Origin of the sequence: Bradyrhizobium sp. 197 (assembly GCF_023073375.1) — a bacterium.
GTDB lineage: Bacteria > Pseudomonadota > Alphaproteobacteria > Rhizobiales > Xanthobacteraceae > Bradyrhizobium.
Window position 1 is genome coordinate 16,006 of sequence record NZ_JADPJJ010000129.1, and the last position, 15,214, is coordinate 31,219.

Annotated in this window: 10 protein-coding genes; 6 read left to right on the forward strand and 4 right to left on the reverse strand. The window is 63.2% G+C overall.

The window, feature by feature from the left end:
* Positions 1-227: 227 nt before the first annotated feature.
* Positions 228-4,085 (reverse strand): methionine synthase, encoded by a 3,858-nt coding sequence (metH, locus tag IVB27_RS28455; protein WP_247446271.1) that lies wholly within the window; start codon positions 4,083-4,085, stop codon positions 228-230.
* 6 nt (positions 4,086-4,091) lie between these two features.
* Complete coding sequence (gene metF / locus IVB27_RS28460; RefSeq protein WP_247344344.1) at positions 4,092-5,012, reverse strand: methylenetetrahydrofolate reductase [NAD(P)H]; 921 nt, start codon at positions 5,010-5,012, stop codon at positions 4,092-4,094.
* 387 nt (positions 5,013-5,399) lie between these two features.
* Here metF and IVB27_RS28465 point away from each other — a divergent pair, with 387 nt between their 5' ends.
* Positions 5,400-6,413, forward strand: a complete 1,014-nt coding sequence (locus tag IVB27_RS28465) for an LLM class flavin-dependent oxidoreductase (RefSeq protein ID WP_247446272.1) — start codon at positions 5,400-5,402, stop codon at positions 6,411-6,413.
* Positions 6,414-6,540: 127 nt separating this feature from the next.
* Here the strand turns inward: IVB27_RS28465 and IVB27_RS28470 are convergent, their stop codons facing one another.
* A complete protein-coding gene (locus IVB27_RS28470) occupies positions 6,541-7,386 on the reverse strand; it encodes a prephenate dehydratase (protein WP_247343888.1) in 846 nt (281 codons plus the stop codon).
* A gap of 21 nt (positions 7,387-7,407) precedes the next feature.
* Positions 7,408-8,148 (reverse strand): 3-deoxy-manno-octulosonate cytidylyltransferase, encoded by a 741-nt coding sequence (locus tag IVB27_RS28475; RefSeq protein ID WP_247446273.1) that lies wholly within the window; start codon positions 8,146-8,148, stop codon positions 7,408-7,410.
* A 218-nt stretch (positions 8,149-8,366) separates the two neighbouring features.
* On the opposite strand from IVB27_RS28475, the gene IVB27_RS28480 reads away from it, so the two are divergent.
* The 5 genes from IVB27_RS28480 (at position 8,367) to IVB27_RS28500 (ending at position 15,213) form a co-directional block, all read left to right on the forward strand.
* Positions 8,367-8,918: a c-type cytochrome gene (locus IVB27_RS28480; RefSeq protein ID WP_247343882.1), complete on the forward strand. Its 552-nt coding sequence runs from the start codon at positions 8,367-8,369 to the stop codon at positions 8,916-8,918.
* Between the two features lie 211 nt (positions 8,919-9,129).
* Positions 9,130-11,031 (forward strand): extracellular solute-binding protein, encoded by a 1,902-nt coding sequence (locus IVB27_RS28485; RefSeq protein WP_247446274.1) that lies wholly within the window; start codon positions 9,130-9,132, stop codon positions 11,029-11,031.
* Positions 11,032-11,045: 14 nt separating this feature from the next.
* Positions 11,046-12,920: an extracellular solute-binding protein gene (locus tag IVB27_RS28490; protein WP_247446275.1), complete on the forward strand. Its 1,875-nt coding sequence runs from the start codon at positions 11,046-11,048 to the stop codon at positions 12,918-12,920.
* A 2-nt stretch (positions 12,921-12,922) separates the two neighbouring features.
* Complete coding sequence (locus tag IVB27_RS28495; RefSeq protein WP_247446276.1) at positions 12,923-14,032, forward strand: microcin C ABC transporter permease YejB; 1,110 nt, start codon at positions 12,923-12,925, stop codon at positions 14,030-14,032.
* Positions 14,032-15,213, forward strand: coding sequence for an ABC transporter permease (locus IVB27_RS28500; protein ID WP_247446277.1), 1,182 nt, complete (start codon positions 14,032-14,034; stop codon positions 15,211-15,213). The genes IVB27_RS28495 and IVB27_RS28500 overlap by 1 nt, the downstream gene beginning before the upstream one ends.
* The last annotated feature ends 1 nt before the right edge of the window (position 15,214 follow it).

A 15,214-nucleotide genomic window follows, 5' to 3' on the forward strand; every position in this document is an offset into this window, starting at 1 on the left:
GCGTGAGGGCTCGCAACGCGGAGTGCGAAACTGGCGCGGTTGGCGATGATGGAATGCTACAGGTGTTTTGCCCGACGGAGCAACAGTGCTTGCGGTCGCCGCCCTGGTCGCGGCCGACGATCTCGTGCCCGCCCGCCGCTCCGGAGGGGAAAAAAATGTTCAGGCTTTTCAACCCCATGGCTACTGTGCATGGGGTTGTTTTTTAGTTTTTGAGTTGAGGGGGGCGCCTACCCCGCGCCCGCGCGCTTCTTCTGCCAGACGAGATGCACCGCGCAGGTGCAGCCGGGCGGGTGCGAGGCGAGGTCTTTTGACGTCTCGTCGTTTGCGGGTGTCGCCGCAAACGCCTTGTCGGTGCCCTCCCGCGACGGGATGTAGTTCAGCACCGGCGCGAGCCAGCGCTCGGTCTCGGCGACGCTCATGCCCTTGCGTACGGCATAGTCCTCGACCTGGTCGCGCTCGATCTTGCCGACGCCGAAATAATAGCTCTCGGGGTTCGCGAAATAGAGCCCGGACACGGAAGAGCCCGGCCACATCGCAAAGCTCTCGGTCAGCGTCACGCCGGCGGTGTTTTCTGCGTCGAGCAGCTCGAACAGCGTCGCCTTCTCGGTGTGATCGGGCTGCGCGGGATAGCCGGGCGCGGGGCGGATGCCCTGGTACTTTTCGAGGATCAGCTCGTCGGTCGAGAGCGCCTCGTCCGGCGCATAGGCCCAGAACTCGCGGCGCACGCGGGCATGCATGCGCTCGGCGAAGGCTTCCGCAAGGCGATCGGCCAGCGCCTTGCACAGGATCGATGAGTAGTCGTCGTTCGCCATCTTGAAGCGGTCGGCAATCACATCCTCCCCGATCCCCGCAGTGACGACGAAGCTGCCGACATAATCGGGCACACCGGTGCCGACCGGTGCGATGAAGTCGGACAGCGCCGCGTTGAAACGGCCCTCGCGCTTCTCGAGCTGCTGACGCAGCGTGTGCAGCGTCGCGATCGACTTGGTGCGGCTTTCGTCGGCGTAGAGCACGATGTCGTCGCCCTGCGCATTCGCCGGCCAGAAGCCGACGATGGCGCGCGCCCGGAACCATTTCTCCTTGACGATGGTGTCGAGCATTTTTCGCGCGTCATCGTAAAGCGAACGCGCGACTTCGCCGACCTTGGCATCATCGAGAATCGCCGGGAAGCGGCCCGCGAGCTCCCAGGTCTGGAAGAACGGCGTCCAGTCGATATAGGGCACGAGCTCGGCGAGATCGTAGTCGTCGAAGCTTCTGGTGCCGAGGAAGGTCGGCTTCACGGGCTTGTTCGCTGCGAAATCGACCGGCACGCGGTTCTTGCGGGCCACCTCCAGCTTCAGCCGCTTCTTGTCGGCCTGCGCGCGCATATGCGCGTCCGAGATCTTGGCGTATTCGGCACGCACCTCGGCGGCATAGGCCTCGCGCTTCTCGGGCGAGAGCAGCGCAGACGTGACGCCGACGGCGCGGCTGGCGTCGTTGACATGCACCACGGGGCCGGCGCGATAGCTCGGGTCGATCTTCACCGCGGTATGCACGCGGCTTGTCGTCGCGCCGCCGATCAGCAGCGGCAGCTTGAGGCCTTCGCGCTGCAATTCGCCGGCGAAGAACGCCATCTCGTCGAGCGAGGGCGTGATCAGACCGGACAGGCCGACGATGTCGGCCTTCTCCGCCTTCACGATCTCGACGATCTTGGCGGCAGGCACCATCACGCCGAGGTCGATGACCTCGTAATTGTTGCACTGGAGCACGATGCCGACGATGTTCTTGCCGATGTCGTGGACGTCGCCCTTGACGGTCGCGAGCACGATCTTGCCGGCGGAGGATTTTGCATCGCTGTCGATGCCGTTGGCGCGATTGCGCGCCTTCTCCTCTTCCATGAACGGCATCAGCCAGGCCACAGCCTGCTTCATCACGCGTGCGGATTTCACCACCTGCGGCAAAAACATCTTGCCGTCGCCGAAGAGGTCACCGACCACGTTCATGCCGGCCATCAGCGGTCCCTCGATCACGTCGAGCGGCCGCGTCGAGGCCTTGCGGGCCTCTTCGGTATCCTGCTCGATGAATTCGGTGATGCCGTGCACCAGCGAATGCGACAGCCGCTTCGCCACCGGCCATTCGCGCCAGGCGAGATCGGCTTCCTTGGTCTGGGTCTTGTTGCCGCGGAATTTTTCCGCGAGCGCCAGCAGACGCTCGGACGCGCCGGGATCGCGATTGAGGATGACGTCCTCGCAGACCTGGCGCAATTCGGCATCGATGTCGTCATAGACGATCATCTGCCCGGCGTTGACGATGCCCATGTCCATGCCGGCCTTGATGGCGTGATACAGGAACACCGAGTGCATGGCCTCGCGCACCGGCTCATTGCCGCGGAACGAGAAAGACAAATTGGAGACGCCGCCCGAGATGTGCGCGCCCGGCAGGTTCTTGCGGATCCAGCGCGTCGCCTCGATGAAGTCGACGCCGTAATTGTTGTGCTCCTCGATGCCGGTCGCGATCGCGAAAATGTTGGGATCGAAGATGATGTCTTCCGGCGGCAGGCCGACGCGGTTGACCAGGATGTCGTAGGCGCGCTTGCAGATCTCGGTCTTGCGCGCGAACGTGTCGGCCTGGCCGACCTCGTCGAACGCCATCACCACGACGGCCGCGCCGTGGCGGCGGGCGATCTTGGCCTCGTGAATGAATTTCTCCTCGCCTTCCTTCATCGAGATCGAATTGACGACCGGCTTGCCCTGCACGCATTTCAGGCCGGCCTCGATCACCGAGAATTTCGAGGAATCGACCATCACGGGGACGCGGGCGATGTCGGGTTCGGCGGCGACGAGGTTGAGGAAGGTCACCATGGCCGCCTCGGAGTCGAGCAGGCCCTCGTCCATGTTGACGTCGATGATCTGCGCGCCGTTCTCGACCTGGTCGCGTGCGACCTGCAGCGCGGCGGTGTAGTCGCCGGCGGTGACCAGCTTGCGGAAGCGGGCGGAGCCGGTGACGTTGGTGCGCTCGCCGATGTTCACGAAGGGAATCGCGTCGGTCAGGATGAACGGCTCGAGGCCGGAGAGCCGCAAGCGAGGCTCGATCTCCGGCACGATGCGCGGCTTGTGCGGCGCGACCGCAGCGGCGATCGCCGCGATATGATCCGGCGTGGTGCCGCAGCAGCCGCCGACGATGTTGACCAGACCATCACGTGCGAACTCGCCGATCAGGCGCGCCATGTATTCCGGCGTTTCGTCATACTGGCCGAACTCGTTGGGCAGGCCGGCGTTGGGATAAGCACAAACAAGCGTGTCGGCGACGCGGCCGATATCGGCGATGTGCGCGCGCAGATCTTCCGCGCCGAGCGCGCAGTTGAAGCCGATGGTGACGGGCTTTGCGTGCTGCACCGAATGCCAGAATGCCTCCGGCAGCTGGCCCGACAGCAGGCGGCCGGACTTGTCGGTGATGGTGCCCGACACCATCACGGGCATGTCGATGCCGCGCTCCTCGGTGATCTCGGCGATCGCGTAGAGCGCCGCCTTGGCGTTCAGCGTGTCGAAGATGGTCTCGACCAGCAGCAGATCGACGCCGCCGTCGAGCATGCCGTTGATCTGCTCGCCATAGGATTTGCGCAGATCGTCGAACCTGACGGCGCGGTAGCCGGGATTGGAAACGTCGGGCGAAATCGAGGCGGTGCGGTTGGTCGGGCCGATGGCGCCGGCGACAAAGCGCGGCTTGCCGTCCTCGGCTTCGACGCGGCGTGCGGCGTTGCCGGCGAGGCGGGCGCCTTCGCGCGCCATTTCGTAGACGATGTCGGTGAGGTCGTAATCGGCCTGCGCGATCGAGGTCGTGGAGAAGGTGTTGGTGGCGACGATGTCGGCACCAGCGCGCAAATACGCCGCGTGGATGTCCTCGATCGCCTGCGGCTGGGTCAGGATCAAGAGGTCGTTGTTGCCGCGCAAATCGCGATGAAAATTCTTGAAGCGCTCGCCGCGGAAGGCGGCCTCGTCGAACTGGAGGTTCTGGATCATCGTGCCCATGGCGCCGTCGAGCACGAGAATACGCTCGCGCGCGGCGTTCAAAAGGGCAGTTCGCTTGGAAGAGGTGGATACGGTCATGTTGTCTTAAGCCGCCTTCTGCGCGCTCTTGGCGCGGATGCCGAGCAAATGGCTGATCGCGAACACGAGATCGGCGCGGTTCATGGTGTAGAAATGGAAGGTGTCGACGCCGTGCTTGGCGAGCTTCTGCACCTGGCCGGCCGCGACGGTGGCTGCCACCAGCTTGCGGGTCTCGGCGTCGTCGTCGAGGCCCTCGAACTTCGCGGCGAACCAATCCGGCACGGAGGTGCCGGCGCGGGTGACGAAGGCTCTCGCCTGCTTGAAATTGTGCATGGGCATGATGCCCGGCACAATCGGGATGTTGATGCCGCGGGCGCGGACGCGGTCGAGATAGCGGAAGTAGAGATCGTTATCGAAGAACACCTGCGTGATCGCGCGGGTCGCACCCGCGTCGACCTTGGCCTTCAGCGTGTCGATATCATCGTCGAAGTCGCGCGCCTCGGGGTGCTTCTCGGGGTAGGCCGAGACCGACACTTCGATGTCGGCGTGACGCTTCTTGATGCCGGCGACGAGCGCATCGGACGTCTGGTAGCCGTCGGGATGGCTGGAATAGGGCGTGCCGATGCCGCCTGCGGGATCGCCGCGCAGGCCGACGATGTGGCGGACGCCGACCTCGTGATAGCGGTCGACGATCTCGTCGATCTCGCCGCGCGAGGCGCCGACGCAGGTCAGATGCGCGGCCGGCAGCAGCGCGGTCTCCTTCAGAATACGCGAGATGGTCGAGTGGGTGCGCTCACGGGTCGAGCCGCCGGCGCCATAGGTCACCGAGACGAATTTCGGGTCGAGCGGGGCCAGCCGGTTGATGGTGTCCCAGAGATTGCGCTCCATATCTTCGGTCTTGGGCGGAAAGAACTCGAAGGAGATCGCAGGCCGCTTCAGGTGCCCGTCGTGCCCGTCGGTGTGGGCGGCCGTCGTCACGTCAGTCATGGGCACCACTCACTCCAGATTATTCACCAGGTTTTGGCGCCGGTCAGCGCTAGCCTGGGATGTCCAAGATAGGACAAAGGCAGTCTGATCGACAGCCCATCGTGGATGGGAAATGGCCCACTTCATGTGTATTAGGCTGAGTTTTTCTACCTTATGGTCGAATAGTGGGAATTATGCTCATGGTAAAATACATCGATATATCAATATTTTGATGCAAGTTAAGGGCAGTTCGGTGGTTGGCTTGATCTGTGGGCAGCCTGGATTCGAAATGATATGCAGGCCGTTCGTCCCAACTACCCGCTTCCGCGTCCCGGCCCGCGGCCTGCACGTCAGACCTGCGCGGCCTGCCCATTGCCGCCGCGCCGCTCTCCACTAGGTTAGCGCGCCATGATCCCGCTCTCAGTCCTCGACCTTTCCGTCGTCACAACAGGCACAAAGCCCGCCGCGGCGTTGCGCAACAGCATCGATCTGGCGCGCCATGTCGATGGGCTCGGCTATGTCCGCTATTGGCTCGCCGAGCATCACAACCTCGCCTCCGTCGCGAGCCCGGCGCCCGACGTGATGATCGGGCAGATCGCGGCGGTGACGAAGCACATCCGGGTCGGTTCCGGCGGCGTGATGCTGCCCAACCACGCGCCGCTGGTCGTGGCCGAGCGCTTCAAGATGCTGGAGGCGCTGTTTCCCGGCCGCATCGATCTCGGCCTCGGCCGCGCCCCCGGCACCGACGGCGCCACGGCCTACGCGCTGCGTAGCCGGCTCGATCGCCGCGAAGGCGATGATTTCCTCGAGCGGCTGCACGAATTGATCCTGTGGCAGACCCGGGAATTCCCCTCGGGCCATCCCTACCACAACGTTGTCGCGATGCCCGACGATACGCCGTTGCCGCCGATCTGGCTGCTCGGCTCCAGCGATTATTCCTCAGAGCTCGCCGCGCAGGTCGGCATGGGCTTCGCCTTCGCCCATCATTTTGCGTCCCACGATGCGATCGATGCCATGGTGCATTACCGCAATCGTTTTCAGCCCTCGGCCTGGAGCGCGAGCCCGCGCGCGATCCTCGCAGTCGCCGTCATCGCGGCCGACACGGATGAGGAGGCCGAAAAGCTCGCCGCGTCTTTCGATCTCAACCGCCTGCGCCGCGACCGCGGTCAATATCTTCCGCTACCAAGCGTCGAGGAAGCACTGGCCTATCCCTATACCGACTCCGAGCGCACCTCGATGCGGCGCAACCGCTCCCGTCTGTTCGTCGGCAGCCCTGCCACCGTGCAAGAGACGCTGCGGCCGCTGATCGATTCGAGCAAGCCGGACGAGTTGATGGTGATCACCGCCGTGTACGACCACGACGCGCGCAAGAAGTCGTATTCGCTGCTGGCGGAGGCGTTTGGACTTAAGGCGGCCGGATAAAGCTCTCGTGTCCCGGACGCAGCGCAGCGCCCCTTCGGCGGTGCGCTGCAGAGCCGGGGCCCATCGCGCCCCTGCGCTTCGCAGCCTCTGGATCCCGGCTCGCGCTTCGCGCGTCCGGGACACGAAACTATTCCATCGTTGCCCGGAAAGGATGCCCCGGATACACGCCGACGATGCGGAATTCGCGCGAGAAGAATTTCAGCTCCTCGATCGCAAACGCAAGGCCCTTGTCGTCAGGGTGGCCGTCGACGTCGGCGTAAAACTGGGTGGCGAAGAAATTGCCGTCGACCATGTAGCTCTCGAGCTTGGTCATGTTGACGCCGTTGGTGGCAAAACCGCCGAGCGCCTTGTAAAGGGCGGCCGGCAAATTGCGCACCCGGAAAACAAAAGTGGTAACCAGCGGGCCGGAGTTTTGGGCGGCCCATTTCGGCTCGCGCGCGAGCACCACGAAGCGCGTGGTGTTGTGGGCCTCGTCCTCGATGTCCTCAGCCAGAATGTCGAGGCCGTAGATCTTTGCGGCGAGGCGCGAGGCGATTGCGGCGACGGTCTTGTCGTTGCGCTCGGAGATGTCGCGGGCGCTGCCGGCGGTATCGGCGTGCACGATCCCCTTGATGCCAAGCTTGCGGATGATGCGCCGGCATTGGCCGAGCGCGTGCACATGGCTCTCGACGCTCTTGATGTCGGCAAGCTTGGTTCCCTTCACCGCCATCAGCTGATGACGGACGGGCAGAAACCATTCGCCGATGATGAAGAGGCCCGAGGCCGGCAGCAAATGATGGATGTCGGCGACACGGCCCGCGACCGAATTCTCGATCGGGATCATGCCGAGATCGGCCTCGCCCGAGGAGATCGCCGACAGCGCGTCCTCGAAGGTGGCACAAGGCATCGGCTCCGCGTCCGGATAGGCCTCGACGATGGCGATGTGGGAATTGGCCCCAGGCTCGCCCTGGAATGCGATTTTCAGCTTGCTCATGCTCGGCCTTGTAACAGCGGCTCAGGATTTGGAAAGGATGCTGCGCGCGGTTTCGAGGTCCGCCGGCGTGTCCACCCCGCGCGGCACGGTATCGACAATGGTGAAGTCGATGCGCATTCCGGCCTCAAGCGCCCGAAGCTGCTCGAGCTTCTCCTGCAATTCCAGCGGCGAAGGCGGAAGCCGGACGTAGCGCTCCAGCGCGGCGCGGCGATAGGCGTACAGGCCGATATGGTGGTAACGCGGTCCGTCGCCCGTCGGAGCGGTGGCGCGGGTGAAATAAAGTGCGCGCATCCGCCTGCCGCCGAGCGAGGTTCCGATCGCCTTCACGACGCTCGGCGCGAGGTCCTCCTCCTCGGTGTGGATCTGCGAGGCCAGCGTGGCGATGTCCACGACGGGGTCTTGCAGCGGCGGCAGCACCTCGCGGATGTTGTCGATCGTGATGGTCGGAAAATCGCCCTGGAGATTGACCACGATCTCGGCCTTGCCGTCCGGATCGAGCTTCTGCATGGCCTCGTGGATGCGGTCGGAGCCGGAGGGGTGCTCCGGGCGGGTCATCACGGCCTCGCCGCCATGGGCGGTCACCACGGAAGCGATCTCCGCCGTGTCCGTTGCGACTGCGACCCGGCCTATCCCGGCGGCCTCGGCACGGCGCATCACATGCACGATCATCGGCTGCCCCGCGATATCGGCGAGCGGCTTGCCGGGCAGGCGGGTGGCGGCCATGCGGGCCGGAATCAGCACCAGGATGCGGGGATTGATCATCGGTTCAAGGGCCTGGAAACGGGGCGTTTTCCGCGCCGAGAAATGGGGTGGGGACGGGCCTGAAGCCCGCTCGCTTATACGGGTTGCCAGACCCCGGGCAAACCGATATCTCAATGGCAAAACTCGGGGAAACAATTGGGAACGTTTGATTCTCCCGAGGCTCGTCCTGGCGGCCGCCTGGCCGCCAATTCTTCTTGCGGTGTGGGGCCTGGCCGGAAATGGACTCTTTCGAACTCAACAAAATTCTCGGTGCCGTGCTCGGCACCTGTCTCATCCTGCTGGTGACGAGCTTCACCGCGAGTGCGCTGTTCTCGCCCAAGATGCCGGAAAAGCCGGGCTTTGAGATCGCCGTGAAGGAAGACGCCGGCCACGGCAAGGAAGGCGCCGCCGCTGCTGCGCCCTCCGAGCCGATCGAAAAGCTGCTCCAGACCGCCTCGGTCGAGAAGGGGGCTTCCGCCGCCAAGAAGTGCGGCGCCTGCCATACCTTCGAGAAGGGCGGCCCGAACCGCGTCGGTCCGAATCTCTTTGGCATCGTCGGCGAGCCCAGGGGTGAAGGACGCGGGTTCAATTTCTCGGCCGCCATGAAGGCCAAGGGCGGCACCTGGACGTTCGACGACCTCAACAAGTTCATCGCCAACCCGAAGGGCTTCATCCCGGGCACCGCGATGGGCTTCGCCGGTATTCCGAAGGATTCCGAGCGCGCCGATGTCATTGCCTATCTGAATTCGCTGTCGGACCATCCGCAACCGTTGCCGACCGCCTCGAAGTAAGGCGTCAAAAAACCCGTCTTGAACTATGCGGCCAGGCTGAAAAGCCTGGCCGTTTCCGTATCCGGGCCTCGCGGCAACGTTATCGGGGCGTTTGGCCGCATCGGATGGCCGTCCGGCCTTCCAAGATGAGGAAAAAGCAACATATTCCGTCGAAACCTCGCCTATATTGGGACCTTAAAGGAGTAGCCTCCTTCAAGACAGGAATGTTGATTTGGCCATTACCCGACGCGATCTCCTGCTCACCGGCACTGCTGCCGCCGCGCTCCCCGCCCTCGGTTCCGTAGCGGGCATTCCCGTCATTGGCGTGGCGCACGCGCAATCTGCCAGTGAGCTTCCTTGGCGCCACGCGCTGTCGCTGTTCGGACAGGTCAAATATCCCGCCGACTTCAAGCGCTTCGACTACGTCAATCCGGAAGCGCCCAAAGGCGGCGTCGCGCGCCAGATCGCCGTCGGCACATTCGACAATTTCAACATCGTCGTCTCCGGTGTGAAGGGGCAGGTCGCCGGCGCCGTTGCGTTCATTTACGAATCCCTCACGACGCCCTCGCTCGACGAAATCTCGACCGAATACGGCGCGCTGGCCGAGGCCGTCAGCCACCCGGACGATTTTTCCTTCGTCACCTATCGTTTGCGGTCCGACGCCAAATGGCATGACGGCAAGCCTGTTACCGCGGACGACGTGATCTTCTCGCTTGATTCCTTCAAGAAGCATCACCCGCAATACTCGGCCTATTACAGCCATGTGACGAAGGCCGAGAAGGTCGGCGAGCGCGAGGTGAAGTTCGTGTTCGACGCGCCGGGCAACCGCGAACTCCCGCAGATCGTCGGGCAGCTCACGGTCTTGCCGAAGCACTGGTGGGAGGGGACCGACGCGCAGGGTCGCAAGCGCGACGTTTCCGCCACTACGCTCGAAGTGCCGCTCGGTTCGGGCCCCTACAGGATCAAGGAATTCGTTGCCGGACGGTCGATCGCGCTGGAGCGCGTCAAGGATTATTGGGGGCGCGATCTCGCCGCCAATGTAGGCCGCAATAATTTCGACGAGATGCGCTACGAGTATTTCCGGGACGCCACCGTGGCGATCGAGGCTTTCAAGGCCGATCAGGTCGATTGGCGTACCGAGAACAGCGCGAAGAACTGGGCGACGGCCTACGACTTCCCGGCCGTCACTGAAAAGCGGGTGATTCTCGAGGAGTTCGCCAATCGCAGCTCGGGCGTCATGCAGGCCTTCGTGCCGAACCTGCGCCGTGCCAAGTTTAGCGACCCCCGCGTGCGACGCGCTCTCAACTATGCGTTCGACTTCGAGGAGATGAACAAGCAGATCTTCTATGGTCAGTACAAGCGCATCAGTAGTTATTTCGACGGCATCGACGACCTCATGGCGACCGGCTTGCCGCAGGGCAAGGAGCTCGAAATCCTCGAGACCGTCCGCGCCGAGGTCCCGCCCGAAGTCTTCACCACGGCCTACACCAACCCGGTCGGCGGCAGTCCGGAAGCCGTGCGCGAGAATCTGCGCGAGGCGCTTCGCCTGTTCAAGGAAGCCGGCTACGAGGTGCGCGACCGCAAGCTGATCGACGTCAAGACCGGCGCTCAGTTCTCGCTTGAGCTGCTGAACTCGGATCCGAGCTTCGAGCGGATCACGCTGTTCTACAAGCCGTCGCTGGAACGGCTCGGCATCGCGGTCAGCGTGCGCACGGTCGATCCGACCCAATACGAGAACAGGACCAGAGAGTGGGATTTCGACGTCGTCACCAACTCCTGGGGCGAGTCGCAGTCGCCGGGTAACGAGCAGCGCGAATTCTGGTCATCCAAGTCGGCTGATATCGCCGGGTCGCGCAACATTACCGGCATCAAGAATCCGGCAGTCGACAAGCTGATCGAGCGGGTGATCTACGCCACGGGTCGCGACGATCTCGTCGCGGCCACCAAGGCGCTCGATCGCGTGCTGCTGTGGAATCACTACGTCGTGCCGCAATGGACCTATTCGAAAGTCCGCACCGCGCGCTGGGACCGCTTCGGCCGGCCGGCGGAGCTGCCCAGATACGGTCAGTCCGGCTTCCCGTTCATCTGGTGGTACGACGCGGACAAGGCGGCGCGGATCGCAAAGAAGTCGTGAGGGGCATTTCTCGCATGGCGCAGCTTTCACGCCGGCATCTGCTGGCCTTGGGTGCAGGCGGCGCGTTCAGCGCCTCCTGGCTCCGGGGCGCGACAGCGTCCGAGATGCCCGCCGAGGTCCATGGCATCTCGGCATTCGGCGACCTCAAATACCCCGCCGACTTCCACCATTTCGACTATGCCAATCTCGATGCGCCGAAAGGCGGCACGTTCTCCCTCATTCCGTCGGTGCGCGCGTATAACCAGTCCTACCAGACCTTCAACTCGCTCAACGCCTTCATTCTGAAGGGTGACGGCGCGCAAGGCATGGACATGACGTTTGCGCCGCTGATGGTGCGCGCAAACGACGAGCCGGACGCGATGTACGGGCTTGCCGCCAAGTCTGTAAATATATCGGCAGACAAACTGGTCTATCGCTTCACGATGCGGCCTGAGGCGAAATTCCACGACGGCACCAAGCTTACCGCGCACGACGCGGCGTTTTCCTTGACGGCGCTGAAGACCAAGGGGCATCCGCTGATCATTGTGCAGATGCGCGACATGGTTAGCGCGGAAGCGATCGACGCCACGACGCTTGTCGTGACCTTCGCCAAGGGACGCGCGCGTGACGTCCCGCTCTATTTGGCGAGCCTGCCGATCTTCTCGAAAGCGTATTATGCCTCTCGCGCCTTCGACGAAACGTCGCTTGAGACGCCATTGGGCTCGGGTCCGTACAAGGTCGGGAAGTTCGAGGTCAATCGCTACATCGAGTTCGAGCGGGTAAAGGACTGGTGGGCCGTCGATCTGCCATCTTGTCGCGGCAGCTACAATTTCGACGTGGTGCGCTATGAGTTTTATCGCGACCGCGACGTCGCCTTCGAGGGATTTACCGGCAAGAACTATCTCTACCGCGAGGAGTTCACGTCCCGCATCTGGGCCACGCGCTATGACTTCGCTGCCGTGAAGGATGGCCGCGTCAAGCTCGAGATCGTGCCCGATGACACGCCGTCCGGTGCGCAAGGCTGGTTCATCAACACGCGGCGCGACAAATTCAAAGACCCTCGCGTGCGCGAGGCCCTGATCGATGCTTTCGACTTCGAATGGACCAACAAGACCATCATGTACGGCGCTTATGCCCGTACGGTGTCGCCGTTCCAGAATTCGGACCTCATGGCAAGCGACGGACCTCCTCCGCCGGACGAGCTGAAGCTGCTGGAGCCGTTTCGCGGCCAGATTCCCGACGAAGTGTTCGCCGCGCCCTATACGCCGCCGGTCTCCGACGGCTCCGGGCAAGATCGCAGCCTGTTGCGCAAGGCGCAGCAACTGCTCAGCGACGCCGGCCTGCCGATCAAGGACGGCAAGCGAACACTGCCGAACGGGGAGGTGTTCAGGATCGAATTTCTGTTGGATGAGCCTTCCTTCCAGCCGCACCACGCGCCCTACATCAAGAATCTCGCGACGCTCGGCATTGAAGCGAGCGTGCGCCTCGTCGATGCCGTGCAACACAAGGCGCGCCAGGAGGATTTCGACTTCGACATCACGATCCAGCGCTTCAGCATGTCGGCGACACCGGGTGATGCCATGCGCGCGTTCTTTTCCTCGCAGGTCGCGGCAACCAAGGGATCGTACAATCTGGCGGGCATCGCCAACCCGGCCATCGACGCGATGGTCGAGAAAATCATGGCGGCTGACAGCCGCGCAGAATTGACCGTGGCCTGCCGCGCCTTCGATCGCCTGTTCCGAGCCGGCCGCTATTGGGTGCCGCAATGGTATAACAAGACGCACCGGCTTGCTTATTGGGACCAATTCGGCCATCCGCAGAAGCTGCCGCGTTATGCCAACGGCGTTGGTGCCCCCGATATCTGGTGGCATGATGGCGGCAAGGCCGCCAAGCTCGAACAGGCGAAATAGCCATGAGCGCCTATATCGCCCGCCGCATCCTGCTGATGATCCCGACCTTGCTCGGGATCCTCTTCGTCTCCTTCATCGTCGTGCAGTTCGCGCCGGGCGGCCCGGTCGAGCGCGTGATTGCGCAGCTCTCGGGCGCCGACACCGGCGGCAGCTCGCGCATTTCGGGCGGCAGCGACTTTGCACAGCGCGCCCCGGGGCAGTTAGGGGCCGGCGGCGATGCCATCAACTCGAAATATCGCGGCGCGCAAGGCCTCGATCCCGATTTCATCAAGAAGCTGGAGGTGCAGTTCGGCTTCGACAAGCCGGCGCCCGAGCGGTTCGCGCTGATGGTGTGGAATTTCGCCCGCTTCGATTTCGGCAAGAGCTACTTCCGCGATGTCAGCGTGATCCAGTTGATCAAGGAGAAGCTGCCGGTCTCGATCTCGCTCGGCATCTGGCTGACGCTGCTGACCTACCTGATCTCGATTCCGCTCGGCATCCGCAAGGCAGTCAGGGACGGAACGCGCTTCGACACCTGGACGTCGAGCGTGCTCGTGCTCGGCTATGCGATTCCCGGCTTCCTGTTCGCGATCCTCCTGATCATCCTGTTTGCCGGGGGCTCGTTCTTCAATTGGTTCCCGCTGCGCGGACTGACCTCGGACGGCTGGTCGCAATTTCCCTGGTACTGGAAGATCATCGATTACTTCTGGCATTTGACGCTGCCGCTCATCGCCATGGGGCTCGGTGCATTCACCACCATGACGTTCCTGACCAAGAACTCGTTTCTGGACGAGATCCGCAAGCAATACGTGATGACCGCGCGCGCGAAGGGCTGCAGCGAGAATCGGGTGCTCTACGGCCACGTCTTCCGGAACGCGATGCTGATCGTCATCGCGGGTTTTCCCAGCACCTTCATTCACGCCTTCTTCTCGGGCTCGCTTTTGATCGAGACCATCTTCTCGCTGGACGGACTGGGGCTGCTCAGTTTCGAGAGCGTTCTCAACCGCGATTACCCCGTGGTGTTCGGCACGCTCTTCATCTTTTCGCTCGTCGGCCTCGTCATCAACCTCATCTCTGACCTGACCTATATGTGGATCGATCCGCGGATCGATTTCGAGGCGCGGGAGGTCTGATGACGCTGGCCGCCCCCACCACGCCGATCGAAACCACTGCGAAGTCGCCGCTCGGCAATGCGGTGCCGATCACGCGCAAACCGTTCGTGCCGTCGCCGCTCAACAGGCGCCGCTGGCAGAATTTCAAGGCGAACCGGCGCGGCTACTGGTCGTTCTGGCTCTTCATGATCCTGTTTGTGGTGTCGCTGTTCGCCGAGCTGATCGCCAATGACCGGCCATTCATGATCAAATATGATGGCCGCCTCTACTGGCCGTCCGTCATCACCTATTCGGAAACCACTTTCGGCGGCGACTTCGAAACGGCGGCCGATTATCGCGATCCCTATTTGCAGAAGCTGATCAGGGACAAAGGCGGCAGCATCGTCTGGCCGCTGATCCGCTACTCCTACGACACCCACAATCTCGATCTGCCGACGCCGGCACCGTCGCCGCCGACCTGGATGCTGACGGAAGCGCAGTGCAAGCCGGTGGTCGAGAAGAAGGGTCTCAAGAGCTGCCGCGACCTGGAATACAACTGGCTCGGCACCGACGATCAGGGCCGCGACGTGGTGGCGCGGCTGATCTACGGCTTCCGCATCTCGGTGCTGTTCGGCCTCTGCCTGACCATCGTCTCCTCCATCGTCGGCATCGCGGCCGGCGCGGTGCAGGGCTATTTCGGCGGCTGGATCGACCTGCTGTTCCAGCGTTTCATCGAGATATGGACTGCGATCCCTTCGCTCTATCTGCTGCTGATCCTGTCGTCGGTGCTCGTGCCCGGCTTCTTCGTGCTGCTCGGCATCCTGCTGTTGTTTTCCTGGGTGTCGCTGGTGGGACTCGTGCGCGCGGAATTTCTGCGCGGGCGCAATTTCGAGTACATCCAGGCGGCGCGGGCGCTCGGCGTGTCGAACGCCGTGATCATGTTCAGGCATCTGCTGCCGAACGCGATGGTCGCGACGATGACGTTCCTGCCATTCATCGTGTCGAGTTCGGTGATGACACTCACGGCCCTCGACTTCCTCGGCTTCGGGTTGCCGCCCGGCTCGCCGTCGCTCGGCGAGCTGCTGTCGCAGGGCAAGTCAAACGTGCAGGCGCCATGGCTCGGTTTCTCCGGCTTCTTCTCGGTCGCGATCATGCTGTCGCTCTTGATCTTCATCGGCGAGGCCGTGCGCGACGCCTTCGATCCGCGCAAGACGTTCAGGTAAA

Excerpts from the sequence above, each read along its gene's own strand:
- metH (WP_247446271.1), bottom strand. The coding sequence starts at position 4,085 with ATGACCGTATCCACCTCTTCCAAGCGAACTGCCCTTTTGAACGCCGCG.
- metF (WP_247344344.1), bottom strand. The coding sequence starts at position 5,012 with ATGACTGACGTGACGACGGCCGCCCACACCGACGGGCACGACGGGCAC.
- IVB27_RS28465 (WP_247446272.1), top strand. The coding sequence starts at position 5,400 with ATGATCCCGCTCTCAGTCCTCGACCTTTCCGTCGTCACAACAGGCACA.
- IVB27_RS28470 (WP_247343888.1), bottom strand. The coding sequence starts at position 7,386 with ATGAGCAAGCTGAAAATCGCATTCCAGGGCGAGCCTGGGGCCAATTCC.
- IVB27_RS28475 (WP_247446273.1), bottom strand. The coding sequence starts at position 8,148 with ATGATCAATCCCCGCATCCTGGTGCTGATTCCGGCCCGCATGGCCGCC.
- IVB27_RS28480 (WP_247343882.1), top strand. The coding sequence starts at position 8,367 with ATGGACTCTTTCGAACTCAACAAAATTCTCGGTGCCGTGCTCGGCACC.
- IVB27_RS28490 (WP_247446275.1), top strand. The coding sequence starts at position 11,046 with ATGGCGCAGCTTTCACGCCGGCATCTGCTGGCCTTGGGTGCAGGCGGC.
- IVB27_RS28495 (WP_247446276.1), top strand. The coding sequence starts at position 12,923 with ATGAGCGCCTATATCGCCCGCCGCATCCTGCTGATGATCCCGACCTTG.
- IVB27_RS28500 (WP_247446277.1), top strand. The coding sequence starts at position 14,032 with ATGACGCTGGCCGCCCCCACCACGCCGATCGAAACCACTGCGAAGTCG.